The organism is Ruegeria sp. L12, from assembly GCF_056531745.1.
Map to the genome: position 1 here is coordinate 126307 of NZ_JBQFMH010000006.1, position 23145 is coordinate 149451.

General features: G+C 58.7%; 23 protein-coding genes. 14 read left to right on the forward strand and 9 right to left on the reverse strand.

Annotated elements, in window-relative coordinates:
• Positions 1 to 20 precede the first annotated feature (20 nt).
• Positions 21 to 1241, forward strand: a complete 1221-nt coding sequence (acdA, locus tag ACR0K9_RS11610) for a 3-sulfinopropanoyl-CoA desulfinase (protein WP_480823340.1) — start codon at positions 21 to 23, stop codon at positions 1239 to 1241.
• 46 nt (positions 1242 to 1287) lie between these two features.
• Here acdA and ACR0K9_RS11615 read toward each other — a convergent pair whose 3' ends face one another.
• From ACR0K9_RS11615 to ACR0K9_RS11640, 6 genes are all read right to left on the reverse strand, one after another.
• Complete coding sequence (locus ACR0K9_RS11615) at positions 1288 to 2253, reverse strand: D-cysteine desulfhydrase family protein (protein WP_480823342.1); 966 nt, start codon at positions 2251 to 2253, stop codon at positions 1288 to 1290.
• Positions 2254 to 2314: 61 nt separating this feature from the next.
• The gene (locus ACR0K9_RS11620; protein WP_480823344.1) at positions 2315 to 3037 is read right to left on the reverse strand and encodes a TSUP family transporter; all 723 of its coding nucleotides are present in this window, start codon (positions 3035 to 3037) and stop codon (positions 2315 to 2317) included.
• 106 nt (positions 3038 to 3143) lie between these two features.
• Complete coding sequence (locus tag ACR0K9_RS11625) at positions 3144 to 3884, reverse strand: aspartate/glutamate racemase family protein (RefSeq protein ID WP_480823346.1); 741 nt, start codon at positions 3882 to 3884, stop codon at positions 3144 to 3146.
• Between the two features lie 44 nt (positions 3885 to 3928).
• Complete coding sequence (locus tag ACR0K9_RS11630; protein WP_480823348.1) at positions 3929 to 5167, reverse strand: NAD(P)/FAD-dependent oxidoreductase; 1239 nt, start codon at positions 5165 to 5167, stop codon at positions 3929 to 3931.
• Positions 5168 to 5171: 4 nt separating this feature from the next.
• Positions 5172 to 7385: a TRAP transporter permease gene (locus ACR0K9_RS11635; RefSeq protein ID WP_480530854.1), complete on the reverse strand. Its 2214-nt coding sequence runs from the start codon at positions 7383 to 7385 to the stop codon at positions 5172 to 5174.
• A gap of 80 nt (positions 7386 to 7465) precedes the next feature.
• Positions 7466 to 8473, reverse strand: coding sequence for a TAXI family TRAP transporter solute-binding subunit (locus ACR0K9_RS11640; protein WP_480530856.1), 1008 nt, complete (start codon positions 8471 to 8473; stop codon positions 7466 to 7468).
• A 128-nt stretch (positions 8474 to 8601) separates the two neighbouring features.
• Between ACR0K9_RS11640 and ACR0K9_RS11645 the strand changes: the two genes are divergently transcribed.
• On the forward strand, positions 8602 to 9573 hold the full coding sequence (locus ACR0K9_RS11645) for a LysR family transcriptional regulator (RefSeq protein ID WP_480823350.1): 972 nt from the start codon (positions 8602 to 8604) through the stop codon (positions 9571 to 9573).
• Between the two features lie 32 nt (positions 9574 to 9605).
• On the opposite strand, the gene ACR0K9_RS11650 is transcribed toward ACR0K9_RS11645, so the two are convergent.
• On the reverse strand, positions 9606 to 10478 hold the full coding sequence (locus tag ACR0K9_RS11650) for a LysR family transcriptional regulator (protein WP_480823352.1): 873 nt from the start codon (positions 10476 to 10478) through the stop codon (positions 9606 to 9608).
• A 96-nt stretch (positions 10479 to 10574) separates the two neighbouring features.
• On the opposite strand from ACR0K9_RS11650, the gene ACR0K9_RS11655 reads away from it, so the two are divergent.
• The 3 genes from ACR0K9_RS11655 (at position 10575) to ACR0K9_RS11665 (ending at position 12662) form a co-directional block, all read left to right on the forward strand.
• Positions 10575 to 10874, forward strand: a complete 300-nt coding sequence (locus ACR0K9_RS11655; protein ID WP_480823354.1) for a DUF2218 domain-containing protein — start codon at positions 10575 to 10577, stop codon at positions 10872 to 10874.
• A gap of 13 nt (positions 10875 to 10887) precedes the next feature.
• Complete coding sequence (locus tag ACR0K9_RS11660; RefSeq protein ID WP_480823356.1) at positions 10888 to 11946, forward strand: DUF3500 domain-containing protein; 1059 nt, start codon at positions 10888 to 10890, stop codon at positions 11944 to 11946.
• A 173-nt stretch (positions 11947 to 12119) separates the two neighbouring features.
• Entirely contained in the window at positions 12120 to 12662 is a 543-nt protein-coding gene (locus ACR0K9_RS11665; protein WP_480530866.1) for a cytochrome b, read from the forward strand.
• A gap of 68 nt (positions 12663 to 12730) precedes the next feature.
• Here ACR0K9_RS11665 and ACR0K9_RS11670 read toward each other — a convergent pair whose 3' ends face one another.
• Positions 12731 to 13636, reverse strand: a complete 906-nt coding sequence (locus ACR0K9_RS11670; protein WP_480823358.1) for a LysR family transcriptional regulator — start codon at positions 13634 to 13636, stop codon at positions 12731 to 12733.
• Positions 13637 to 13734: 98 nt separating this feature from the next.
• Here ACR0K9_RS11670 and ACR0K9_RS11675 point away from each other — a divergent pair, with 98 nt between their 5' ends.
• From ACR0K9_RS11675 to ACR0K9_RS11685, 3 genes are read left to right on the forward strand one after another with little or no spacing between them, the layout of a single operon-like run.
• Positions 13735 to 14025 (forward strand): putative quinol monooxygenase, encoded by a 291-nt coding sequence (locus tag ACR0K9_RS11675; RefSeq protein WP_480823360.1) that lies wholly within the window; start codon positions 13735 to 13737, stop codon positions 14023 to 14025.
• A gap of 34 nt (positions 14026 to 14059) precedes the next feature.
• Positions 14060 to 14608 carry a thioredoxin family protein gene (locus ACR0K9_RS11680; RefSeq protein WP_480823362.1) on the forward strand — a complete coding sequence of 183 codons (549 nt, stop codon included), beginning with the start codon at positions 14060 to 14062 and terminating at the stop codon, positions 14606 to 14608.
• Positions 14609 to 14611: 3 nt separating this feature from the next.
• Positions 14612 to 14989: a VOC family protein gene (locus tag ACR0K9_RS11685; protein WP_480823364.1), complete on the forward strand. Its 378-nt coding sequence runs from the start codon at positions 14612 to 14614 to the stop codon at positions 14987 to 14989.
• Between the two features lie 64 nt (positions 14990 to 15053).
• Here ACR0K9_RS11685 and ACR0K9_RS11690 read toward each other — a convergent pair whose 3' ends face one another.
• The gene (locus tag ACR0K9_RS11690; protein WP_480823366.1) at positions 15054 to 15989 is read right to left on the reverse strand and encodes a GlxA family transcriptional regulator; all 936 of its coding nucleotides are present in this window, start codon (positions 15987 to 15989) and stop codon (positions 15054 to 15056) included.
• A gap of 100 nt (positions 15990 to 16089) precedes the next feature.
• On the opposite strand from ACR0K9_RS11690, the gene ACR0K9_RS11695 reads away from it, so the two are divergent.
• From ACR0K9_RS11695 to ACR0K9_RS11720, 6 genes are all read left to right on the forward strand, one after another.
• Positions 16090 to 16641, forward strand: coding sequence for a cysteine hydrolase family protein (locus tag ACR0K9_RS11695; protein WP_480823368.1), 552 nt, complete (start codon positions 16090 to 16092; stop codon positions 16639 to 16641).
• A 24-nt stretch (positions 16642 to 16665) separates the two neighbouring features.
• Positions 16666 to 17310 (forward strand): glutathione S-transferase family protein, encoded by a 645-nt coding sequence (locus ACR0K9_RS11700; RefSeq protein WP_480823370.1) that lies wholly within the window; start codon positions 16666 to 16668, stop codon positions 17308 to 17310.
• 270 nt (positions 17311 to 17580) lie between these two features.
• Positions 17581 to 19674, forward strand: a complete 2094-nt coding sequence (locus ACR0K9_RS11705; protein WP_480823372.1) for a hydantoinase/oxoprolinase family protein — start codon at positions 17581 to 17583, stop codon at positions 19672 to 19674.
• The gene (locus tag ACR0K9_RS11710; protein WP_480823374.1) at positions 19674 to 21326 is read left to right on the forward strand and encodes a hydantoinase B/oxoprolinase family protein; all 1653 of its coding nucleotides are present in this window, start codon (positions 19674 to 19676) and stop codon (positions 21324 to 21326) included. The genes ACR0K9_RS11705 and ACR0K9_RS11710 overlap by 1 nt, the downstream gene beginning before the upstream one ends.
• Positions 21323 to 22390, forward strand: a complete 1068-nt coding sequence (locus ACR0K9_RS11715) for a pyridoxal phosphate-dependent aminotransferase (protein ID WP_480823376.1) — start codon at positions 21323 to 21325, stop codon at positions 22388 to 22390. The genes ACR0K9_RS11710 and ACR0K9_RS11715 overlap by 4 nt, the downstream gene beginning before the upstream one ends.
• Positions 22387 to 23127, forward strand: a complete 741-nt coding sequence (locus ACR0K9_RS11720; protein WP_480823378.1) for a maleate cis-trans isomerase family protein — start codon at positions 22387 to 22389, stop codon at positions 23125 to 23127. The genes ACR0K9_RS11715 and ACR0K9_RS11720 overlap by 4 nt, the downstream gene beginning before the upstream one ends.
• Positions 23128 to 23145 lie beyond the last annotated feature (18 nt).

Genomic DNA, 23145 nt, shown 5'->3' on the forward strand with positions numbered 1-23145 from the left:
TCTGCACAGGAGTCGCTTCAATGACTCACCATTTTGTCGAAACAGCCAAAGACCTCGCCCCCGAGTTTGAAGCCCGAGCGGCCCAATGGGACAGAACACGCAGCTATTGCTGGAGCAACGTCAAATCCCTGACGGAAGCCGGGATCATGGGAATGACGATCCCGAAGAAGTTAGGAGGGCAGGGCGCCAGCTTTCTGGATGTCGTCGAGGTGGTCGAAGAGATCGCAAAAGTATGCACCTTGACGGCCCGTATCGTGGTCGAAGCGAATATGGGTGGCATAAGTGCAGTCATGGCCTATGGCACCGAAAAACAAAAAGCGTTCTGTGCCGCCCATGTTCTGGCCGGGGACAAACCTGCGATCTGTATTACTGAACCGGATGCGGGAAGTGCGGCGACGGAAATGCAGACCACAGCCAAAAAGGTGGGTGACACATATGTCATAAACGGGCGGAAACACTGGATCACGGGTGGCGGCGTTTCGAAACTGCACCTTATCTTTGCCCGCGTCATTGATGAAACCGACGATGAGTTGGGCATTGGCAGTTTTATCGTGATTGCCGACCCGGCCAATGGCCACCTGCCAGACGGGTTCGAGGTAGTTGGCCGCGAGAACACGCTTGGACTGTGCGGCATGCCGGAGGCCGAGTTGCGGTTCAATAATCTCAGGGTGCATAAAGACTGGTTTTTGCATCCCCCGTCCGGGCTGCGACGCGGATTTTCGGACTTGATGGAGGCTTATAATTCGCAAAGGGTCGGCGCGGGCACGATTGCGATGGGCGTGGCGGCCGGTGCTTTGGAACGCGCCAAGCGGTTTCTGCTGGAACGGCAACAATTCGGCAGGCCTTTGGCAGAATTTCAAGGCCTGCAGTGGATGGTGGCCGACATGGATACGCAGGTTCACGCGGCCCGCCTTATGTTGCATGATGCGGCCAGATCACGGCAGCCGGGCGGAAGCGGTTTCCCGGACATGGCAAAGGCAGCCCGCGCCAAGCTCTTTGCATCGGAAATGGCTATCAAGGTGGTGAACGATGCGCTTCAGATGTTCGGCGCACGCGGGTACAGCGACCGGGAACCGCTGGAACGCATGTATCGCGATGTTCGTATGTTCACGATCGGCGGCGGGACCGCTCAGATTCTGCGTAACCAGATTGCCGGTGCTGCACTAGGCATCAAATGCCCTCAATCCCGTGAGGGTTATCTGAAGCAGGACATCTCAGTGCAAAACTTGGCTGCCGAATGACTCCATGGATGTAACGCGGATTTGGCGCGTCCATTCTTCTGGTCAGTTAGCGGGTGCTCAGTTCCCTTTGGTAACCGAACAACGCTGGCAATCCCCCTGTGTGTATCATCACCACCTTCTGCCCGGGCTTGATATGTTGTTGCTCAACCAGATCAAGCAAACCTGCAAAGGTCTTTGCGGTGTAGACAGGATCGAGGAAAATGCCCTCGGTCTGAGCCATCAATTCAAGGGCTGAGTGAGTTTTTGGCCCCATCTTTCCATAACCCGGGGACAGGGCTCCGTCCCAGGTTATCACGTCTTCCGCCGCATTCGCCCGTTCGATGCCCAATAGGTCTGACAGCAATTCAAGGACCGTCACCATCCTTTTGTGTTGCAGCATGCTGTCTCGACGAACGCAGATACCATAAACGGGGGCGGACACGCCCGAGGTTCGTATGCCCGTCAGCAATCCCCCATGGGTGGCACCGCTGCCCGAGGGGACAACGACCGCGTCAAAATCCTGCATCTGCTGGCAAAGTTCCTGCCCTGCGGCGACATAGCCAAGCGCGCCCAGCGGTGGGTGATGCAGGCCCAGATGAATGACATATGGGGTGTGCCCCTGCTCCCTCAATTCGTCGGCACGGGCGTGCAAGGCGGCGTCTGCCCCCGCTTCGTCTTCGCCGACAGGAAAGCTCATGTGTTCGGCACCAAGTATCTTGGCCAGCAGCACGTTTCCGGATTGATAATATTCCGGTCCCATATCCGGGACACGTTCCTCCAATTGCAGGACGGATTTCATGCCGAACCGCGCGGCGGCTGCCGCCGCAGACCGTACGAAATTCGACTGAACGGCCCCGGTTATCAGAACACTGTCCGCGTTTTGCGCCAGAGCGTCGCCAAAATAGAACTCAAGCTGTCTGGTCTTATTGCCGCCAAAGCCAAGCCCGGTCAGGTCATCCCGCTTCAGCCAGAGGTCGATCCCAAGCTTTTCGGACATCCTGTCCAGCCGCTCGATCGGTGTAGTGCCAGACATAAGACTGGCCTTTGGAAATTTGGACAAAAGATCTTTTGACATCATTTTCGACCCATAGAGTTCATGCAGCGAAGTAAGCGCGCTGAAAGAGTACATAGCAGGCCACAAGCGAAATTACCCGAATTGCGGACCTGACAAGTGCCTGTGGCAAGTACGATCTGACCATGCGTCCGCAGATACTCCCGACAGTTGCCACGGCGACAAAGCCCCAGAGCTGCGGTCCAAACGGAATCGACTGCCAGTCAGCAACACCATGCAGCACGAACGCAGTACCGTATGCGACGAGGGCAATGGGTTGGACCAAGACGGCCACATCCTTGGTGTCGAAACCCTTTGCCATCAACCCGAAAACCATCAATGGGCCGGGTGTTGCGGCCCACACTGTTGCCAGACCAGATAATCCGGAAACCGAGATAAAGGCGGTCGGCCCAATAGCGCTTCGAACAGGAACTATGGTTGTCAGGACACCAATCAGCAGCAGCAAGCCAGTCAACGCCAACACAAAGGCTTCGCTGAGCCACGGATAAACCACCAAGCCCAATACCACACCGATTAGACAGCCAAGAACAGCGGTCGTGATTGTGCGCCGTTCAATCGCCACGATGCGTCTGTCCGTGGCGACCGCAGACACGATGGTATTCAGGAACAAAAGCGCGGGAACAGCTGTGCTTGTGCCCAGCAGGATCATCATCGGAGGTCCGGCCAGAATGCTGAACCCGATGCCAATTCCAACCTGCAGCATTGCACCCAGAAAAACGGCGATGACCAACAGGGACAATTCCAATGACACCTCATACACCTTTTGTCTTAGTCATCCCCATACTCGAACGTTTACCCTGTGTGGACGCAATACAGTTGCAAGCGCAAGGTGCAGGAGCTGCAAGTCAGGATCAAGCCCAAGGCATCATGCCGGAATATGAGGACCGCACTGAAACCGCGTGCGCCATATGCGCCAACGTCGTCAGGTCAAACACGGGCAGCCTCAGTTCTTCTTGTATCCGTGCGGCATAGGGCGGCAGATCGGTGCACTCCAGAACCACTGACCGAATTTCAGGCGCTTCGCGTTGCAGATCGCGTGCGGCCTGCAGGACTTCGGCCTCGATCAGGTCGGTATCCATGCGGGTGCGGGTATTCCGCAAGATCACCTCAGCGAATTCCTCTGTGTCTTCCAGCCCTTTCACAACGACCGGAACGCCCGCAGCCCCAACACCCTCCAGATGTCTGGGCGTCAAAGCCGAGGCATCCGCAGTCAACACGCCAACAGGGGCCTTGGCGCCAGTCATGTTAAATGCCAACGGCACTTGTATGAGGCTTGAAGCAAAAACCGGGATCGAGACCGCGGCGGCCAGTTCCTTTTGAAACAAGGCAAGGAAACCGCAACTGCCGGTGATCGCCCGCACGCCCTCAGCCTCCAGCCGCTGCGCGCCTTTGATGAACGGGTCCAGCAACTCAGGTTTGGGGTCGTGCAATAGGTCCGGAACGGTCACGCCGTCGATCATTTCATACAATACGGGGAAGGGCAGGCTGGACGGGTTTTTGATATGTCCGGGCGGTTTTGGGAAATAGCTTTCCAGACACAGCACACCGATGGATGCACCGCAGATATTTTGTCCGCCATTATAAACCGGCATGCTTTATTCCTTCCTGTGGCAAGGCTGTGACGCGGGTATTGCTCCTAGAACCGCGCCAGCGAAAATGGATCCAGATCGATATTGTGCCGCCGACCTGACATTAGATCAGCCACCAGCTCTCCGGTTTTCGGGGCCATCATCAACCCGTAATGAGAATGCCCGAAGGCGGCATATATTCCCGATTTGCCGTTGATCTGACCTATGGCCGGGAGGCTATCGGGAAAAGACGGCCGTCGCCCCATCCAGAATTGCGCATCCTTCGTGTTCAGGTCTGGCATCATGGCTTGGGCCTGTTGGATCAGGATGGCTTTCTTGCGCGGATCGGCAGGGGCGTCGATGTCGGCAAACTCGGCTGTTCCTGCGACCCTCAGGCCATCCTGCATGGAACTGGCGACGATCTTTGCGTCGACGTCCATGACCGAATGATTGAGGTTATTGCCAGCGTCGGGGAACTCAACATGATATCCGCGCTCGGCAACCAGCGGTACCTTAATTCCCATAGGTTTCAACAGATTTGCCGACCAAACCCCGGCAGCCATGACGATATGGTTGGCGCGTATTGTGTCACCTGAGGTTGACAGTTCCCAACTTCCCTCAGCGGTCTGGGATATCGCCTTGACCTCGGTTTTTACAATCTCGGCACCCTGAGCCAGCGCTTTCTCAGCTAGAACCGTGCCAACACGGCCCGGGGAAAGCACACGCGCTTGTCCCTTTATCAAAACGGCAGCTTTGAATTCCGGGGACAGAGCGGGTTCCAAACGGCGCAGCTCAGCACCGTCCACACGCTCAAGCTGCCCGCCTTTTTCTGTGCGAATTTGATAATCCAGACCGTCAAGGTTTGCGTTCTCCAGGCGACGAAAGGCGTGAACGTAGTAGCTGTCGATGATCAAGTTTTCATGACCGGTACCGTTCAGGTGTTTCCGATAAAGCTCGATGGAGGGGCGGCACAGCAGCTCCATCGCGTCGGATGTTTTCCGGACTTTAGTCTCATTTGAGTTCCCCAGAAACCGCAGTCCCCAGGGGATCATCTTTGGCCAAAAGGTTGATCGAACCGACAACGCGCTTTTGGGGTTGAGAAGCATTGCGGGCAATTGCTTCCACACTCCGGGCATGGATTGCGGGATGATCGACCACGGCGAGACAACACCGGCGTTCCCGAACGAGGTTTCCTGTCCCGGTTCACCCCGATCGATCAACCGAACCGGAATACCGCGTTCCTGCAGCGACAAGGCGCAGCAAATGCCGACGATCCCCGCGCCTATGATGGTCACTTGTTCTGTCATCGTTTCAGGCCGGAGAGTGACTTCGGTTGCGGGCGATCAGTTGGGTGACAATGACCGGCGAGGCCACCGCCAACGCGATCAGGTCTGCGGTCAGGCTTGGCGCGACAAAGATCACCCCGGCAATCGCCATCAGGATGCGCGAGAAGATGTTCATCGGTTGCAGCCAGTATCCCACGACCGCCGCCGACAGGGCGATAACCCCGGCGATACAGCTGGTCGCGGTATAGGTGAACTCCCACAGATTGAAGCCGGTCGAGGACACAAACAGCAGCACCGGGGCATAGACAAAGGCCATCGGCGCGATCACCTTGCCCAGCCCCAGCGTAAAGGCCGACAGGCCAGTGCGGAACGGGTTGGAATTGGCAATCGCCGCCGCCGCATAGGCCGAGGTGCAGACCGGTGGCGTGATCTCGGACACCACGCCGTAATACAGCACGAACAGGTGGCTGGCGATCGGCGGCACGCCCAGCTGCGCCAGCGCAGGCTGCGCCACCGAAACCAGCATGATGTACAGCGCTGTGGTCGGGATGCCCGCGCCCATCAGGATGCAGACAATCGCGATGAAGACCAGCGAGATGAACAATTGCAGGTCTTCCATGGCAAACAGCTGGAAGCTGCCGAACGAGATCATGTTGTACAGATCCGAGGCCAGATTGCCCGCGCCCTGCGTCACCATAAAGCCGATGCGGAAGCCGATGCCGGTGGTGTTGATCACGCCCACGACGATGCCTACTGCCGCAGCTGCAGCACCGACGGCCAGCGAGTATTTCACACCCAGTTCCACCGCTTGCAGCATCTCGGGCACTTCGATGCGTTTCTGCGGATTCAGCGTGGCGATCACCGACAATCCGCACAGGATCGCGGTCATGGTCAGATCAAACCCGCCATCCGAGAATTTCCATAGGACAAAGGCCAGAAATGCCGCTGCATAGATCAGCGTTGGCGGTTGCTTGATGCGCGACATGCCCGCGATCACGGCCAGCGATATGCCGCAGAAGGCTGACATGAACGGCGTGTAGCCGGTGAACAGTACCACCAGCAGGCCGATCAGCGGCACGATATTGGCCCAGCCCTCGGCCCAGACGGCCTTGAGCTGCGGCAGTTGTTCCTTGGCCAGACCTTTCAGGTTCAACTTGCGCGCCATCAGGTGCACCACGGCAAAAACGCCGACATAGTGCAGGATCGCCGGGAAGATCGCAGCGATGACGATGGTGGTGTAAGGCACCTCAAGGAACTCAGCCATGATGAAGGCCGCGGCCCCCATGATGGGCGGAGTGATCTGCCCCCCGGCCGAAGACGCGGCCTCGACCCCGCCCGCGAAATGGCCGGGGTATCCAAGGCGCTTCATGTTGGGAATGGTCAGCGCGCCTGTTGACACGGTGTTGGCCACCGAAGACCCCGAGATTGTGCCGAAAAAGGCCGAAGAAACCACCGACACTTTGGCCGGTCCGCCGGTATAGCGGCCCGCGAGAATGGTGGCATTATCGATGAAAAGCTGGCCCAGGCCGGTGCGCTGCGCGATGACGCCGAACAGGACAAAGTGGAACACGATGGTCGAAACGACCCAGAGGGTGACGCCATAGATACCTTCTTGCGGGAAATACATCGACGACACGAAGGTTTTGAAGTTCACCCCCGGATGCTGCAGCAGGCCGGGGAAGTACGGCCCCAGCAGCGCGTATGAGATGAAAACACAGATGATCAGTGGCAGCACCCAGCCCAGCGTGCGACGGGCGATGTCCAACACCAGCAGGATGATGATGACGCCAAGGACAACGTCATAGGTGTTGGGATTGCCCATTCGGAAGGTCTGTTCCTCAATCCCCAGAAACGGGATGCCGCGCCAAGCAAAACCGACATAAAGCGCGGCGACGATGCCAAGCGCCATGAAGACCAGATCGTATAGGGGGATGTTGCCGATGCGGAACCGGCTAACCTTCAGGGCATAGAGGCTTTTGGCCCCGATCACCGGGATGGTCGCATAGACCAGAATGAACAGCAGCGCCAGATAGATGCCCATGTGCCAGTGGTCGGCGGGCAGGCCGAATCCGGCCGTGAAGAATTCATAGAACGCAAAGATCAGGGCAACGACACGCAGCACCTTGCCCGTGGTGGGCGTGACTTGCCGGACGGCAGCGCCCTCGTCGAACTGTTCTTCGATGGCGGCCAGTTCCTCGGCTGTCAGTTCGTAGTCGTCAGGTCTGTGGGTCTCGGACATGATGGCCCCCCGATATCGCGCATTTCAGGAATGCGGTGCCCCGGATGGGGCACCGCCTGCATGTTTTTCGTGTGCTTGGATTATTGAAGAAGCCCGGCTTCTTTATAGAACTTCTCGGCACCCGGATGCAGCGGAACGCCCAGTGCCTCGACACCGTCCAGTGCCGTGTCCGCGGTGATCTGCTTGCCTTTGGCATGGCCATTGTCCAGCAGCTTGCGGGTGTTGTCGTTCCACAGCGCCTTGGTCAGGCCGTAAACCAGATCGTCCGACAGGTCCGAGGACACAACCAGCATGGCGCTGACCGCAGGGGTCTTGGTCTCGGCATCAATACCCTCATAAACGCCACCTGGAATGGCCGAGGGGATATAGGCCGGAATGATTTCGTTGATCTTGGCCAGATCCTCGTCGCTGAACGAATGCAGGTTCATGCCCTTGGTCGAGGACAGCTGCACCATCGCGGCAACCGGCCAGCCTGCGGCATAGAAATAGGCGTCCAGTTGACCATCGGCCAGACGCTCGGCGCTTTGGCTGTTGTTAAGCTCGGCCTCGTCCATATTGTCGCGGTTGACGCCCCAGGCGTCCAGCATTTGCAGCACGGCCACCTGAGTGCCTGATCCCGCCTGCGCGATACCGACGCGTTTGCCTTCCAGATCACCCAGGTCATTGATGGTCGACCCGGCGGGCAGCACCAGATGCAGGTCCTCGGGGAACAGGTTCGCCACGATGCGCAACTTGGGGTGCGGTTTGCCTTCGAACTTGCCTTCGCCCAGATACATCGAACGGGTGACGTCGGCTGCGGCCAGTCCGGCCTCAAGCTCACCATTCTGCACGGCGGCGTTGTTGAAGACCGACGCGGTGGTGGATTGCGCGATGGCGATCAGGCCGGGCACGCCGCATTGGCCACCCTCTTCGCAGGGGCGCGAGCCCGGAGGTGCCGAAATACCGTTTGCGATGGTGCCGCCAATGGGGAAATAGGTGCCGCCAGCACCACCGGTGCCAATACGGAAAAAGGTCGGGTCCTGTGCCAGCGCAGGGGCTGCCAGCGCGCCGGCCAAAGCCAGACCAGTCAGGCATTTCACTAGTTTCATCGTCGTCTCCGTTGTTGGTTCGTGGGATTCGGTTTGACCGAACCTCGATCACAAAAGCGTAAAGACAAATTTCATAAATACAAATTTGTTATATTTCACAAAACTAAAGTCTGACTTATAGATTGCTCATGAACCTCACGCAGCTCACCGTATTTCGCGAAGTGATGGAAACCGGCTCCATCTCTCAGACGGCCAGGAAACTGAACCGCACACAGCCAGCGATCAGTCTGGCGTTGAAGAACCTTGAAAGAACTCTTGGCCTTACCTTGTTCGAGCGCAAGGGCAGGCGTCTGGTTCCGGTGCCCGAGGCGCATTACCTTCTGGCCGAGACGACGGGCATTCTGGATCGGCTTGCGGCGATATCCAGTACGATGGAAGGGTTGATTAAGGGACATTCCGGCAGCCTGAACATAGCCACGATGCCGGGTCCGTCGGCTTTTCTGTTTCCGCGTTTCATCAGCCAGTCTGTCGGAGAGAATCCGGATATCCGTATCACGCTGTCCACGCGCAGTTCGCCCCAGATCAAGGAGCTTGCCGGGACTCAGAACATCGACTTCGGATTTGCGGATTTTGAACATTCGGTCGGGAAGCAACCTTCATATTCCGTCGAATTGATCCGGGCCGACTGTTTCTGCGCCGTTGACAGGGAGAACCCGCTTGCCGCGCGTGGCAGCATCACGATTTCCGAACTCGATGGGGTCCCGATGGGTGGGCTTCACGCCACACACCCGTTCCAGCACAAAATCCGGAGCCGGTTTGAAGAGGTAGCTGCCGGTTATAACCCAGCAGTAACCTGTCAGTATTTTTTACCGCTCATCCCATTTGTTAGCTCGGGGCAATGCTGCACAATTGTAGACCCATTGACGGTTGCGACCGAGCGCGAACTGAAGTCCTCAGGCGGTAAGGTCGTGTTCCTGCCTCTTCTGGACCCACTCAGGTATGAATACGCGATACTTGAACCCGAGCACCGCCCGCCGTCTCAGCTGGCTTTGAAGATCAAAGCGGGCTGGAAATCCGAGGTCCTCAAGATGTTGAAAGATGTGGGGGCCAATCCCAGCATCAAAATGATCAGCGAAGAAGAAGGTGATCAAGATTGTTGATTCTGCCCTGAGGCGGGCGGTTTGAGCAGGCGTCAGCCAGTCAGAAACTCGACAAACCTTCTTGCAAGGCTTTGACGGCGGGAGGTACCGGACCACACGGCCTGAATTGCCAATTCCGGCAGGGACCAATCCGGCAGCAGGTGTTGCATTCGCCCGGATTTGAGTTCGTCCGAGACAAGGCTGATGGGCAGGTTGCCGAACCCGACCCCCGCCAATGTTCCGGCCTTGGCCGCAAGGATGCTTTGAACGCTGAGTTGGCTGATCTCCAATGTGACAGTCTGCAGCTCCCGCCCGTTGGTCAGCGAGAACATGTCGCCTGCGCGGCCCATGGACACGAAGGGCAGTCGTTCAAGGTCTTTTGGAGTCGCAACCGAGCCGTGGCGAAGCAGGAAATCGGGCGTTGCGACCAGAACATGTTGAACTGATCCAATCCGCTTTCGGGTCAGGGTTGAGGCGGGCAGGTCGCCGATGCGAATGGCCAGATCATACGCTTCTTCGACAATGTCTTTGATGTGGTCGGTATATTCCAATGTCAGCGCAACATTCGGATAGCGCAGAACAAACTCCATCACGCGTGTCTCAAGCCTGGGATCGGGCACAAAGGCGGGCAGGGCGATCCGTAAGGCCCCTGCGATGTGATCCGACCCGGCCTCAATCCGGTCGATGACCCGTTCGATGCCCTCCATCCCGCGCTGTGCGATCTCGAACAATTGCCGTCCATTTTCCGACAATGTCAGTTTTCGCGTGGTTCTGTGGACCAGTGTCTCGCCCAGCTCATCCTCAAGCCGCGAGATATGGTGGCTGATGACCGACGGCGTGACGCCCAACTGTCGGGCAGCTTTGACGAAAGCGCCGGTTTGACCTACGGCGACAAAGGCAACGAGGCTTTGAGCATAGCGATACATTCATTCATAATATCGAAGAAAGAAATCGGATAAAATGGGATTATCCGACAAACGGGCCGCCGCTATGTCCATCTCAGCGCTGAATGGAGATACCGGATGCCCCTGTCATCGAAAGCCACAGTTTCAACCCCGAAGGCCGACGGATACGTCGCGCAGCTTGCCAGGCATTTTGGTCACAAGATCGATGTCGAGCAAAAACCGGACGCGGTCGTGTTCCACTTTTCGGCGGGCACGGCGCAGGCTTGGGCAGAAGCCGAAACGCTGCAGTTGAGCGCAATAGCCGAGACTTTCGAACAATTGCATGAGGTCGAGCAAATACTTGGCTCTCATCTGGAACGGTTTGCGTTTCGCGAGGATCTGCGTGTGATTTGGCCCGAAGCCACGGGCGACGAATAAAAGGATACCGAAGATGAAAGCTTTGACCACAACCGCCGCACTGTTTCTGGCCACCGCCGTATTCGCGCATGACGCCCCGGTCGATGAACATACTCAGATCGTACCGATCCCAGACTACGCACAGCCCTATGGTCCGGCCTCTGGTGCCGCGGCCCTTGAAGCGGCAGAGGCGTTTTTGGCCAGCGTCGACGACACCACAAAAGCGCAGTTCATGTTTGACCTGAACGATCCCAACCGGGCGAAATGGTCCAACCTGCCTGCCGGGATTGTCGACCGCACCGGTATCTCGGTGGGTGAACTTTCCGACGAACAGCGCGGATTGCTGTTCGAGTTTCTGGCCTCGTCATTAGGCGAGGAAGGCTATCAAAGCGTGGCGGAAGTCATGGCAGCCGAGACGTTCCTGAGCACAGACAAGAATGCCAAGCGACTGAAATGGGCGCCCGAGAATTACTGGCTGTCCTTCTTTGGTACACCCTCGGCAGATGCCCCCTGGGGGTGGCAGTTCGGCGGGCACCATCTTGGCCTGAATATTGCGATCGAGGGCAACTGGGTCGAGTCCATGTCGCCCACCTTTGTCGGAACCGAACCTGCGATCTTCACCATCAATGGTGTGGATTATGAGGCGGTGCGAGACATGCACTTGTCGGGATACGCGGTGTTTGCCGCGTTGAACACCGAACAGCAGGCCGCAGCAGATGCAGGCGAGATTCCTGAGGACGTGCTTACGGGTCCGGGGCAGGATGGCACCATTCCGCCCGTGATCGGGCTGCGTGCTGCAGAGATGGATGCCAATCAGCGGGCCCTGTTGCTGAGCGCGATCAAGGAATGGGTTTCGATCCAACCCGATGAAAACGCCGCCCCGCGTATGGCCGAATTGTCCGAAGGGCTGGATGGGATTACGTTTGCCTGGACGGGCACGGATGAGGTCAACACCCCCACCTACATGCGTATCCAAGGCCCGACGCTGATAATCGAGATGCTCTCGACCGGTGGAAACGTGGGTAAAAGCGCCGAGGGCGCGGGACATTATCACACAATCTATCGCAATCCGACCAAAGAGTACGGACAGTAAACCAATGCTCGGCGGGTCTTTTCGGGCCCGCCGATATTAGATTGGGCGTTTTGTGTACCGGTATGCCGCCTGTCGCCGCGCAGTGCGTTCCTGATCAAAAAGTATTTTCGCCGGAACCGTTCTGCCGGGCCGTTAAATCCTCATCATATTACACAGCAGCAAAGGATCACGCCATGTCCACCATACCTTTGAGCCGTACAGAAATCTCCCTTCACTGGATCGTCGGGCTGGGTATGATCGCGGTCATCGCAATGGGTCTGTATATGACCCGCGCCGAAAACTTCGCCTTGTATGGAGTTCACAAATCCCTCGGGATCATCCTGTTTGGGTTCATCCTGTGGCGCGCGGTTTTGCGTCTGCGCAAAGGTTGGCCGGATGAAGCAAGCGCGGGCACGCGTATGGAACACGGTGTGGCGCGGGTGATCCATTGGGTGCTGATATTGGGCACAATCGCCATGCCGTTGTCGGGCATGCTTGACGCCTATATGTCCGGTCGTGGTCTGACAGTTTTTGGGCTGGACCTTGTGGCGGCCAACCTTGGTGATACCGGGCGGGCGATTGCCATCAACAAAGACTTGGCTGAAATTGGTGAAATCATCCACATTCTGGCCGCCAAAATCGTGATCGCAGCCATCGTACTGCACGTTGCCGGTGCGTTTAAGCATCACATCATCAACAAAGACGGCACCTTGCGACGCATGTTGGGGGCAAGCTGAGCCGGGTATCGGCCTCTGCCGACAAAGATATTCAGATGGCGGAGCCGGGGAGCGGGCGTATTCCAGCCTCACTCCGGCTCTTGCACGATGGTCTGACGCACAGCGTTCTCAAGATGATTGGCAAAAGCCTGCACCCGCCTTGGTTGGGTGCGGCCGGGTGGGAACAGCAACTGCAATGGCGTCGGTGGCGGCGCATGGGATGCCAGGATTTCGACGAGATGCCCGTTGCCGATATCTGCGCTGACATCCAGTTCGGACTTGAGGATAATCCCGTGCCCCTCCAACCCCCACTGCCGGACCAGCGCGCCATCATTGGCGACGCGATCACCTCTGACGGTGACGACCTGTTGTGCGGGGCCCTGCCCGAAACGCCATTGATTGTCGAGATGCGCGCCAAATCGCATCACAAGACAATTATGAGTGCATAAATCTGCTGGAGTGCCGGGTGTTCCCAGCCGCGCGAGATAGCCCGGCGCGGCACAGATCAACCGCCGGAACTGGCCCAGGCTGCGTCTGCGCAACGTGCTGTCACCGATCTGGCCAAAGCGCAGAGCTATGTCGATCCCCTCACCCACGACGTCGACATAACCGTCCGACAGCAACAGTTCGATTGAGATGTCCGGATGCTCTTTCAGAAAGCCCCCGATCGCCGCGGACACAATCGATCGCCCCAGATCGTTGGGCGCAGATACGCGGATGGATCCGCTTAGCGTTTGCGCGCCCATGCGGATACGGGCGTCCAGTTCATCAACGGATTCCAATACGGCGCGCGCGCCATCGACCAGAGTGCGGCCTTCTTCCGTCAGGCGAACGGATCGGGTTGTCCGGTTCAGCAGCACAACGCCGTAATGCGCTTCGAGCGCCGCCAGACGTTCTGAAACAGTGGTCGCAGACAATCCCGCCTCGCGCGCGGCGGCGGTAAGCGAGCCTTTTTCGACGATTTGCAGGAACAAGGCGATGTTCTTGAACAGCATTGTGCGGATTATCCGGATTATATATCCGTTCATTGCCTGTTTATCCGGCAAATGCAACAAACTAAGTGTTTCACCAGCATAAACTAAGGATAAATGACATGGCAAAACTGACCATCGTGGCCAACATCAAAGCCAACCCGGATCAGATCGAACTGGTGAAGGCCGAGTTGATCAAACTGATCGACATCACCCGCGCCGAAGAAGGGTGCATCAATTACGATCTGCATCAGGATAACGACAACCCCGCCCATTTCATGTTCTATGAAAACTGGGAATCGCGCGATTTGTGGCAGACCCATATGAACAATCAGCACCTGAAGGATTATATGGCCGCTACCGAAGGCGCGGTTGCTGAGTTCACACTGAACGAAATGACCCTCATCGGCTGAGCGCCGTCAGGGATTACTGCAAAGGAAAGAGATCATGCTGCTGGACACTCCGATCTGTGACTTTGGCTGGAAAGCGCCGGATTTCACTCTGAAAACTCCGGACGGCCAATCGATCACCATGTCCGATCATCTGGAAAACGGCCTGCTGATCGCGTTCATTTGCAATCACTGCCCCTACGTCAAAGCCATTGCGACCCGACTGGCAAGCGATGCTGACCTGTTGATGTCCAGAGGCATTGGCGTATTGGCGGTGATGTCCAACAACTATCAGGACTATCCTGCGGATGCGCCGCCCCGGATGCAGGAGTTCGCGCGGCGCAACGGGTTCGCATTTCCTTACCTCGTTGACGAGGATCAGGTGGTGGGCAAGGCCTATAATGCCGTTTGCACGCCAGACTTTTTCGGGCTGAATTCCAGGGGCGAGTTGCAATATCGCGGCCGCCTTGATGACGCCCATATGGGCGGCAGCGATGATCGCAACCCGGAACTGGTCAACGCGATGCTTCAGATCTCGGAAACCGGTCAAGGGCCTCGCGATCAGGTCGCCTCGATGGGGTGTTCGATCAAATGGACGCGTGGGTAAGTCATGGGCATCGGGGCACTAAATCATGTGAACCTCAGGACGACGCGTCTGGACGAGATGATCGATTGGTACCAACGGATATTGGGGTTGACGGTTGGTGCCCGCCCGGACTTTCCGTTTCCGGGCGCATGGCTTTATGCGGGCGATACCGCCTACGTGCATCTTGTGGGGGTCGAGGCCGAGGCCGTGGGCTCGGAAACAAACCTGAAGCTCGAACATTTCGCGTTCTCTGCAACCGGGCGCACGGCGTTCGAGGAAAGGTTCAGACAACTTGACGTCGCCTATCGGCGCACGGATCTGGTTGCTGCGGGCATCATACAGCTGAATGTCTGGGACCCCGACGGTAACCACATACATATCGACTTTGCCGCAAGTGAATAAGCGTCAGCGTTTCGGATATTGCACAGCTTTTCCGGGCGCTTACGCCATGCAACTTCCGTAGAGGTCAGGCTTTCGCCGGAGAGAACCGCTTGCGGTATTCTCCCGGCGACAGGCCCACCACCTTGTGGAACATGCGCCGGAACGCCGAGATATCCATATACCCCACATCCCGGGCGATGGTTTCGATGCTGGCTTGAGACAGTTCCAGCCGTTCACGGGCCTTGGTGATACGTAGCTGTTGCAGATACTCTGACGGGCTGAGGTTGGTGGCGGCAAGAAACCGACGCCCGAAGGTGCGCGGCTCAAGGCGCGCGTTGCGGGCCATGTCTGCGACCGAGACCTGATCCGCAAATCCCTTCTGCACCCAATGTTGCGCCCGCAGGATGGCATCGTCGCCATGTGTCAGATTGGGCGAGAACGAGCTGTAGAAGCTCTGCGCCCGTTCGCCGGTGTCGATCAGAAAATACCGGGCAACCTGCAGCATCAGCCCGGGTCCCATGAAGCGGGCAATCAGGCGCAGGCCCAGATCGGTCCAGGCCATCAACCCGCCAGCAGTGATGATATCGCCATCGTCGATCAACAGCCGTTCGGCCTGCAGTTGTACCTGCGGAAAGCGGGCGGAGAAATCCGGGGCCAGCGCCCAATGGGTGGTCGCCTGCCGCCCGTCCAGCAGACCGGAGGCGGCCAACGGGAAGGCACCGGCACAGATCGAACAGATCAGCGCGCCCCGGCGATGGTGATCCTGCACCCAGTTGACCAGGGCCTGCTCTTTCGCACCGCTGATCCTTGGTCCCAGGGCCGGAGGCAGGATCAGCGCCTCTAACCGGCTGTCATCCTTGGCGAAGTTCCGAATGACTTGTGTTTCAACCGGGCGCGCCTGTTCGGACTGATCCTGCTGAAACCGGCTGGCCACGGCAAACAGGTCCTGTAACCCTTGGATCGCGGCGCTTTGGGATTCGGGGTAAGCGGCTATGCCGATGGTCAGGGGGTGTTGTGTCATTTGTCCGATTTAACGCGCTTTATGTCCGATGCGCCAATCAAGTTCCGGCGATCCGTGCCTTAAATCAATGCCGCATACAGACCGAACAACGGAAACCAAGATGACCAAATCCGCATTGATCCTGATCGACATCCAGAACGATTACTTCCCCGGCGGCAAATGGGAGCTGCACAAGATCGAAGACAGCGCCGCAAACGCTGCCCGTCTGCTGCAACAAGCTCGCGATGCAGGGCAGATGATTGTGCATGTGCATCACGAATTTCAGATCGACAACCCGCCCTTTTTCGCCCCGAACACGCCGGGCGCTGATATCCACAGCTCGGTCACCCCGCAAGAGGGAGAGCACAAGGTGCTGAAGCACTACGTCAACGCTTTCCGCGATACCAACCTGCAGGCGCAGCTGGAAGAAAACGGCGTGACCGACGTCACCATCGCAGGCGATATGAGCCACATGTGCATCGACGCCGCCGCCCGCAATGCCGCCGATATCGGCCTGAGCGTCACCGTGGTTGAAGATGCTTGTTCTTCGCGCGATCTGGAGTTCAACGGTGAGGTGATCGCGGCTGAGCAGGTGCATAAGGCCTATATGTCGGCGCTGTCTTTTGCCTATGCCAAAGTTGTGACCACCTCTGATTATCTGACTGCGGCATAAGCATCTCGTAAGACGGAGATACAGATGACTACCCTCTACCACGCCCCCCTCACTTGCTCTCTGGCTGCGCGTTTTGCCGCGGCCGAGGGTGGAGTTGATCTGGATATTGCCCCCCTCAATCTGGCCACCAAGGAACTGGCGGCTGGCGGATCGCTCTATGACATTAACCCGCTGGGTCAGGTCTCGGTTCTGGAGCTTGAAGACGGCACAAAGCTGACCGAAACCTCGACGGTGATTGCCTGGATACAGGCGCAATCGAAGAACGCGGATTTCCGGATTGATCCTACCAGCCCGGACTATTTCCAGATGCTGCGCTGGCTGGCCTTCTGCGCCACCGAACTGCACAAGGGCCTGTTCCGCGTCGTGTTCTATCAAGAAGCCACCGACGAAGTGAAAGACCGTGTGCGCGCCCTTGCGCCGCTGCGGTTTGAGGTGCTGGAGAACCACCTGAACGGGCGGGATTATCTGCTGGGTGACAGGTTCTCGGCAGCGGATGCCTATCTGACATGGTTCTTCGTTCTGTCAGGTTATGCGCAGGTGGATCACGCCACCTATCCTAATATCGAAGCCTATCGTCAGCGTGTCCTGTCCCGTCCGGCGATCAAGGCGCTGATCGAAAGCGACACGCAACTGGATCAGGATCTGAAACAGAACCTGTTCGCAACCTGACAATTTCGACATTCGTGGCCGCGCCATTGCGCGGTCACGCTGATCCGGCGGCATTTGCACAGGAACCAAAAAAGTTGTCGCTGGCAGGCTGCTTTGTCGCAAAATTGCTAGTGCCTTTCCCGCGTGCGGGCAACAAATGTGCATGACGTGTCTGATCACTCCCAGTTCTTTGGGTCGCCGTGCGACCGGTTGCGACCTTGTACCGATGTGCCGGTAACCACCCGTAAGGGTGTCCAAGCTACTCACATTCAGAAGAATACGGGATGATACATGAAGACCGCGCTGCGCCTGGCCATTGATATTGGCGGCACTTTCACCGACACAGTTCTGGTTTCCGGGACCGAGACCATATTGGCCTCGACCAAAACACTGACGACTCATCAAAACCCTGCCGAAGGTGCCATGGAAGGTGCCGTTCGTGTCATGGCGCAATCCGGCCGATCTTTGGCTGAGGTTACCGGCTTTATTCATGGAACTACGCTGGCCACCAATGCCCTGATCGAGCGGCGCGGAGCGGTCGTGGCGACCATTTGTACCGAAGGATTCCGCGACATCCTCGATATCGGGTACGAGCGTCGGTATTCCCAATATGACATCAACCTGGAAAAGCCGGACCTGCTGGTGCCGCGCGAACGGTCCCTGACCATTCGCGAACGAATGTCGGCTGAAGGCGACGTGCTGATTCCACTGGATGAGGCGCAGGTTGAGGTCTTGCTGGCTGAGATTGATGCAAGCGGGGCCGAGGCCGTCGCCATCTGTCTGATGCACGCTTATGCCAACCCGGCCCACGAGCGGCGGCTGCGCGACCTCCTAAGCACGCACCGCCCTGATCTGACGATTTCGATTTCGTCCGAGGTCAGTCCCGAAGCGCGTGAGTTTGACAGGCTCTGCACCACCGTGGCCAACGCCTATATTCAGCCGTTGATGGAGAGTTATCTGGCCCGGTTCGCCGATCAGTTCGCAGCTGAAGGCATCAGGTGTCCGATCCTGATGATGACCGCGGGTGGCGGCATGTGCACCATCGAGACGGCGGCCCGGTTTCCGATCCGACTGGTCGAATCCGGCCCGGCGGGCGGGGCCATTCTGGCCGCGCGCATCGCTGCACGTGCCGGTTTGGATGAGGTCTTGTCTTTCGATGTGGGTGGCACCACCGCCAAGTTGTGCCTGATCGACAAGGCGCGCCCTCAAACGTCGCGGTCATTCGAAATCGCACGTGCTGCACGATTTATCAAAGGGTCGGGCATGCCTGTGCGCATTCCGGTGATCGAGATGATTGAGATCGGCGCGGGCGGAGGCTCGATCGCGGGGGTGGATCGTTTGGGCCGCCTGACAGTCGGACCGAAATCTGCCGGGTCCGAGCCTGGGCCGGTGGCGTTCATGCGCGGAGGCACAGATCCCACGGTGACAGACAGCGATATCACCCTTGGTTACATCGTGCCCGATACCTTTGCCGAAGGGCATATCAAGCTTGATCCCGATGGCTCCAGGGCAGCTCTGACCCGCGTGATCGGCGAAAGGCTGGATCTTGATGCAGTCGGGTCGGCTGACGGGGTAAGCCGCATCGTGGATGAAAGCATGGCCAGCGCCGGACGAATGCACGCGGTGGAAAGCGGCAAGGACCTTGGTCCGCGCACGATGATCGCCTTTGGCGGCAACGGTCCCTTGCATGCCAGCCGGGTGGCACGCTCTGCCGGGGTGTCGCGCATCGTGATCCCGCCCAATCCGGGCGTCGGGTCTGCGGTGGGTTTCCTGTTCGCGCCGGTCTCGTTCGAGATTGTCCGCTCGCGCTATTCACTGCTGGACAGCATGGATATGGATGGGGTGAACGGCCTGTTTGACGCCATGATCGCCGAGGCAAAGGAGGTCGTGGCCCAAGGCGCAGGCGATGCGCCGACCGAGACCCAGCGCACCGCCTTCATGCGCTATAACGGGCAGGGGCATGAGATCGAGATCACCCTGCCGGATCGCGCCCTGACGACCGGGGACATTGCCCCGCTGACCGCCGCATTCGAGACGGAATATCGCAAACAGTTCTCGCGCCCGGTGCCGGGAATGGAGATCGAGATTCTGAACTGGGCCGTGCGCGTAGCGACCCCGGACAGCGCAGTGCCGCCAGTGCCGGAAACGCCTGACAGGTCAATGTTCAACGTGACCGAAACGCGCCCGATCACGTGTGACGTCGATGGCAAGGCAAAAGATGCGGCTTTTGTGGCCCGTGCCGACCTGAAGCCTGGCGACCACGTCTCGGGCCCGGCTTTGATCCATGAACCTCAAACCACAACGCTCGTATCCGCCGATTTCTCGGCTCATATGGATGCCATCGGCAACCTTGTCCTCGTTCAAGACCAGAAAGGAGGCGCATGATGAACGCTGAGCTTTCCACCGCCCGCCTGCAAGTGATGTGGAACCGCCTGCTTGCGGTGGTCGAGGAACAGGGTCAGACCCTGATCCGCGCTGCGTTCTCGCCCATTGTGCGCGAATGCGGTGACATTTCCGCCGGTATCTTTGACGTCAACGGCCGGATGCTGGCGCAGGCCGTGACCGGTACTCCGGGGCATATCAACACCATGGCCGAGGCCGTGTTGCATCTGCGCGGTCGATTCTCGCTGCAGGACATGAAACCCGGCGACATCTATATGACCAATGATCCGTGGCTTGCCTCGGGGCATCTGAATGATTTCCTGCTGATGATGCCTGCCTTCAAGGACGGCAAGGTGGTGGGCTTCACCTCTTGCACTTCGCATCTGGTCGATCTGGGCGGTCTGGGCATGGGCCCCGAGGGCTCGGATATCTATGACGAAGGGCTGTTGATCCCACCCTGTAAACTGGTCGAGGCGGGCACGCCCAACGCGCTGCTGATGGACATCATCCGCGCCAACTCTCGCGAGCCGATCGCCAATGAGGGTGACATTTACGCCCTGATCGCCTGTTGCGAGGCCGGGGTGACCCGATTGGTGGCGATGATGGACGAGTTCGGGATCGACGATCTGGACACGTTGGGCAGCTACATCATCGACACGTCCCGCAAGGGTGCGCTCGAGGCTATCTCCGAGGTGCCTGAAGGCGTTTACAAGAACGTCCTTCGCATGGATGGCTACGAAAACGAGCTGGAACTGCACGCCACACTGACCGTCACCAAGGACGGGATGCATGTGGATTTCGCCGGCACATCGGGCTGTTCGAAAAAGGGCATCAACGTGCCGCTGAACTATGCCACCGCTTATACGGTCTTTGCCCTGCGCTGCATCGTCGGGCCGGACATTCCCAACAACGCAGGCTCGCTGGAGCCCTTCACGGTCGACGGCCCCAAAGGCTGCATTCTGAACGCTCAGCGCCCGGTGCCGGTGGCGATGCGCCATACGCTGGGGCAGGTGACCCCGGATCTGGTGTTGGGTTGTCTGCATCTGGCACTGCCGGATCAGGTCCCCGCCGAAGGTGCTTCGTGCATGTTCGACCTGCCCATGCGCCACGCGCCCGAAGTCGCTGCAAACGGCGGACGCGAGTTTGCCATTGAACCCGTGCATAATGGCGGCACCGGTGCGCGGCCCCATGCGGATGGGCTCTCGGCTACGGCATATCCGTCCGGTGTGTTTGGCTCTCAGGTGGAAATCACCGAAAGCGTAGCACCCGTTATCATGTGGCGGCGTGAGCTTCTGCCGGATTCGGGCGGCGCTGGTCAATATCGTGGCGGGCTGGGACAGCGGATCGAGATGACCTCGTCTAATGATGCGCCGTTCATCGTGTTCCTGTCGGTGGAGCGGCTGAAGTTCCCGGCGCTTGGTCGTATGGGCGGTCAGCCCGGTGCCCCGGGCCGTATCCGGTTCCGGAATCGCGGCGGCGATATCCCGGGCAAGGGTGAGCTGCGGGTGGAAGGCGATGACTACTTGATCTTCGACACACCCGGCGGTGGAGGCTTTGGTGACCCGGCCAAACGGGACCCGGACGCTGTGGCGCTGGACCTCAGACGCGGGTTGGTTACGGAAGAAGGCGTGAAAGCCTATGGAGGTGACGCATGATCCGTCCGGTTTCTCATGTCGGTGCCATGGGCGCCTATGCGTTGGCCGATCTGGGTGGCGGAGACACCGTTTCGCTGGCCCAGAATGAAAGCGCGTTTCCGGCAAGCCCCGCCGCCGTGGCCGCGGGGCAAGCGGCGCTGGCTGATCTGACACTGTACCCCGATCCCGAATGGCCCGAGATGCGCGCGGCGATTGCCGATGTGCACGGGCTGGACCCGGCGCGGGTGTTGTGTGGGGCCGGGTCGATGGAACTGATCGGCAGCCTGATCCGAGCCTTCGCCGGGCCGGGCGATCAGGTGCTGGGCACGCAATATGGCTATGCTTTCGTTGCTTCGGCCACTGCCCAAGCGCAGGCCGAATACATCGCTGCGCCCGAGGTCAATCTGACCGTCTCGGTGGATGCGGTTCTGGCCGCCATCACCCCGGCAACCCGTATCGTGTTCGTCTGTAACCCGGGCAACCCCACCGGCACGCTGATCCCGAACGCCGACATTCTGCGTTTGCGGGGCGCCCTGCCTGCCGATGTGTTGCTGGTGGTGGATCAGGCCTATGCCGAGTTTGCCGACCCCGCCAATGATCCGGCCGAGATTTTTGCGCTCGCGGATCGGGGGGATACTGTGATCACGCGGACCTTCTCGAAAGCTTACGGCTTGGCCGGAGCACGCGCCGGTTGGGGTTATTTCCCCACCGATATCGCGGCGGAACTGCGCAAGCTGCTGAACCCGAACAACATCTCGATCGCCTCGCAGGCGGCTGCAGCAGCGGCGATGCGCGATCAGGCGCATATGCGTGATGTGGTCGCACGCACGTCGGCCATTCGGGACAAATTCGCGCAAGGCTGCCTCGATCTTGGGCTGACTGTGCCCCAAAGCCATACCAATTTCGTCCTGATCCGTTTTGCCGATGCTGAAACGGCGCGGAACGCGAATGCCGCCTTGCGCGCTCAAGGGTTTTTGATGCGCGGAATGGGTGGCTATGGTCTGGGCGATTGCCTGCGCGCCACGATCTGTGATCAGGACATAATGGACCGCTGTCTGGCCATATTGAAAGAGGTGACGTCATGACCCATGAGACCCGGACACGGGCCAAGATCGGCGTCTTGGTCCCCTTCACCAACACCAATCTCGAAGCAGACATGATGTTGATGCGCTGCCCAGATACGACCGTACATTTCCAGCGTATGGGTGGTTACGACGTGGATGAGATCCCGGGATCGGATCAGATGGCCGGTCTTGGCGCCTCGGATATCAGCCATGACCTGAAGATGATCTCGGGCGTGCGGCCCAATGTGGTGCTTTATGGCTGCACATCGGCCACCCTGACCCATGGGCCGTCCTTTGACGAACAACTGGCGAAGGACATCAAGGCCGGGTCCGGTGCGCTGTCGTTTACGGCCGCCGGTGCACTGGTCGACGCGATCAAAACGCTGGGCGTGACCAGGGTGGGGTTCTCGTCACCCTACCTTGGTGAAATCAACAGACAGGCGATGGAGTTTCTGGCACAGAACCAGATCACCACGGTCAAATGCGCCGATGTCGGTCGTGAGTTGGGCAATTACGGTCAGGGAGAGCTGACACCGGACGAGGTGTTTGATCTGGCCTGTCAGGCCGACCACCCCGAGGCTGAAGCCATCGTGCTCAGCTGTACCGATATGCGCGCGGTCGAGGCTGTCGACCGCATCGAAGCCGCACTCGGAAAACCGGTTGTGACTTCAAACCAGGCCATGATGTTTGCGGTGATGCGGGCACTGGGCCTGCCGCGTCAGGGAAATGTCCCGGGGCGGCTGTTCGACCTGTTGTGATCGAGGGTCGGGCGGAGG

Coding starts and splice junctions, on each gene's coding strand:
- ACR0K9_RS11630 (WP_480823348.1), bottom strand. CDS start 5,167: ATGACAGAACAAGTGACCATCATAGGCGCGGGGATCGTCGGCATTTGC.
- ACR0K9_RS11655 (WP_480823354.1), top strand. CDS start 10,575: ATGCCCCTGTCATCGAAAGCCACAGTTTCAACCCCGAAGGCCGACGGA.
- ACR0K9_RS11670 (WP_480823358.1), bottom strand. CDS start 13,636: ATGCTGTTCAAGAACATCGCCTTGTTCCTGCAAATCGTCGAAAAAGGC.
- ACR0K9_RS11690 (WP_480823366.1), bottom strand. CDS start 15,989: ATGACACAACACCCCCTGACCATCGGCATAGCCGCTTACCCCGAATCC.
- ACR0K9_RS11715 (WP_480823376.1), top strand. CDS start 21,323: ATGATCCGTCCGGTTTCTCATGTCGGTGCCATGGGCGCCTATGCGTTG.
- ACR0K9_RS11650 (WP_480823352.1), bottom strand. CDS start 10,478: ATGTATCGCTATGCTCAAAGCCTCGTTGCCTTTGTCGCCGTAGGTCAA.
- ACR0K9_RS11635 (WP_480530854.1), bottom strand. CDS start 7,385: ATGTCCGAGACCCACAGACCTGACGACTACGAACTGACAGCCGAGGAA.
- ACR0K9_RS11660 (WP_480823356.1), top strand. CDS start 10,888: ATGAAAGCTTTGACCACAACCGCCGCACTGTTTCTGGCCACCGCCGTA.
- ACR0K9_RS11615 (WP_480823342.1), bottom strand. CDS start 2,253: ATGTCTGGCACTACACCGATCGAGCGGCTGGACAGGATGTCCGAAAAG.
- ACR0K9_RS11700 (WP_480823370.1), top strand. CDS start 16,666: ATGACTACCCTCTACCACGCCCCCCTCACTTGCTCTCTGGCTGCGCGT.
- ACR0K9_RS11710 (WP_480823374.1), top strand. CDS start 19,674: ATGAACGCTGAGCTTTCCACCGCCCGCCTGCAAGTGATGTGGAACCGC.
- ACR0K9_RS11640 (WP_480530856.1), bottom strand. CDS start 8,473: ATGAAACTAGTGAAATGCCTGACTGGTCTGGCTTTGGCCGGCGCGCTG.
- ACR0K9_RS11705 (WP_480823372.1), top strand. CDS start 17,581: ATGAAGACCGCGCTGCGCCTGGCCATTGATATTGGCGGCACTTTCACC.
- ACR0K9_RS11645 (WP_480823350.1), top strand. CDS start 8,602: ATGAACCTCACGCAGCTCACCGTATTTCGCGAAGTGATGGAAACCGGC.
- ACR0K9_RS11680 (WP_480823362.1), top strand. CDS start 14,060: ATGCTGCTGGACACTCCGATCTGTGACTTTGGCTGGAAAGCGCCGGAT.
- ACR0K9_RS11695 (WP_480823368.1), top strand. CDS start 16,090: ATGACCAAATCCGCATTGATCCTGATCGACATCCAGAACGATTACTTC.
- ACR0K9_RS11685 (WP_480823364.1), top strand. CDS start 14,612: ATGGGCATCGGGGCACTAAATCATGTGAACCTCAGGACGACGCGTCTG.
- acdA (WP_480823340.1), top strand. CDS start 21: ATGACTCACCATTTTGTCGAAACAGCCAAAGACCTCGCCCCCGAGTTT.
- ACR0K9_RS11675 (WP_480823360.1), top strand. CDS start 13,735: ATGGCAAAACTGACCATCGTGGCCAACATCAAAGCCAACCCGGATCAG.
- ACR0K9_RS11625 (WP_480823346.1), bottom strand. CDS start 3,884: ATGCCGGTTTATAATGGCGGACAAAATATCTGCGGTGCATCCATCGGT.
- ACR0K9_RS11665 (WP_480530866.1), top strand. CDS start 12,120: ATGTCCACCATACCTTTGAGCCGTACAGAAATCTCCCTTCACTGGATC.
- ACR0K9_RS11720 (WP_480823378.1), top strand. CDS start 22,387: ATGACCCATGAGACCCGGACACGGGCCAAGATCGGCGTCTTGGTCCCC.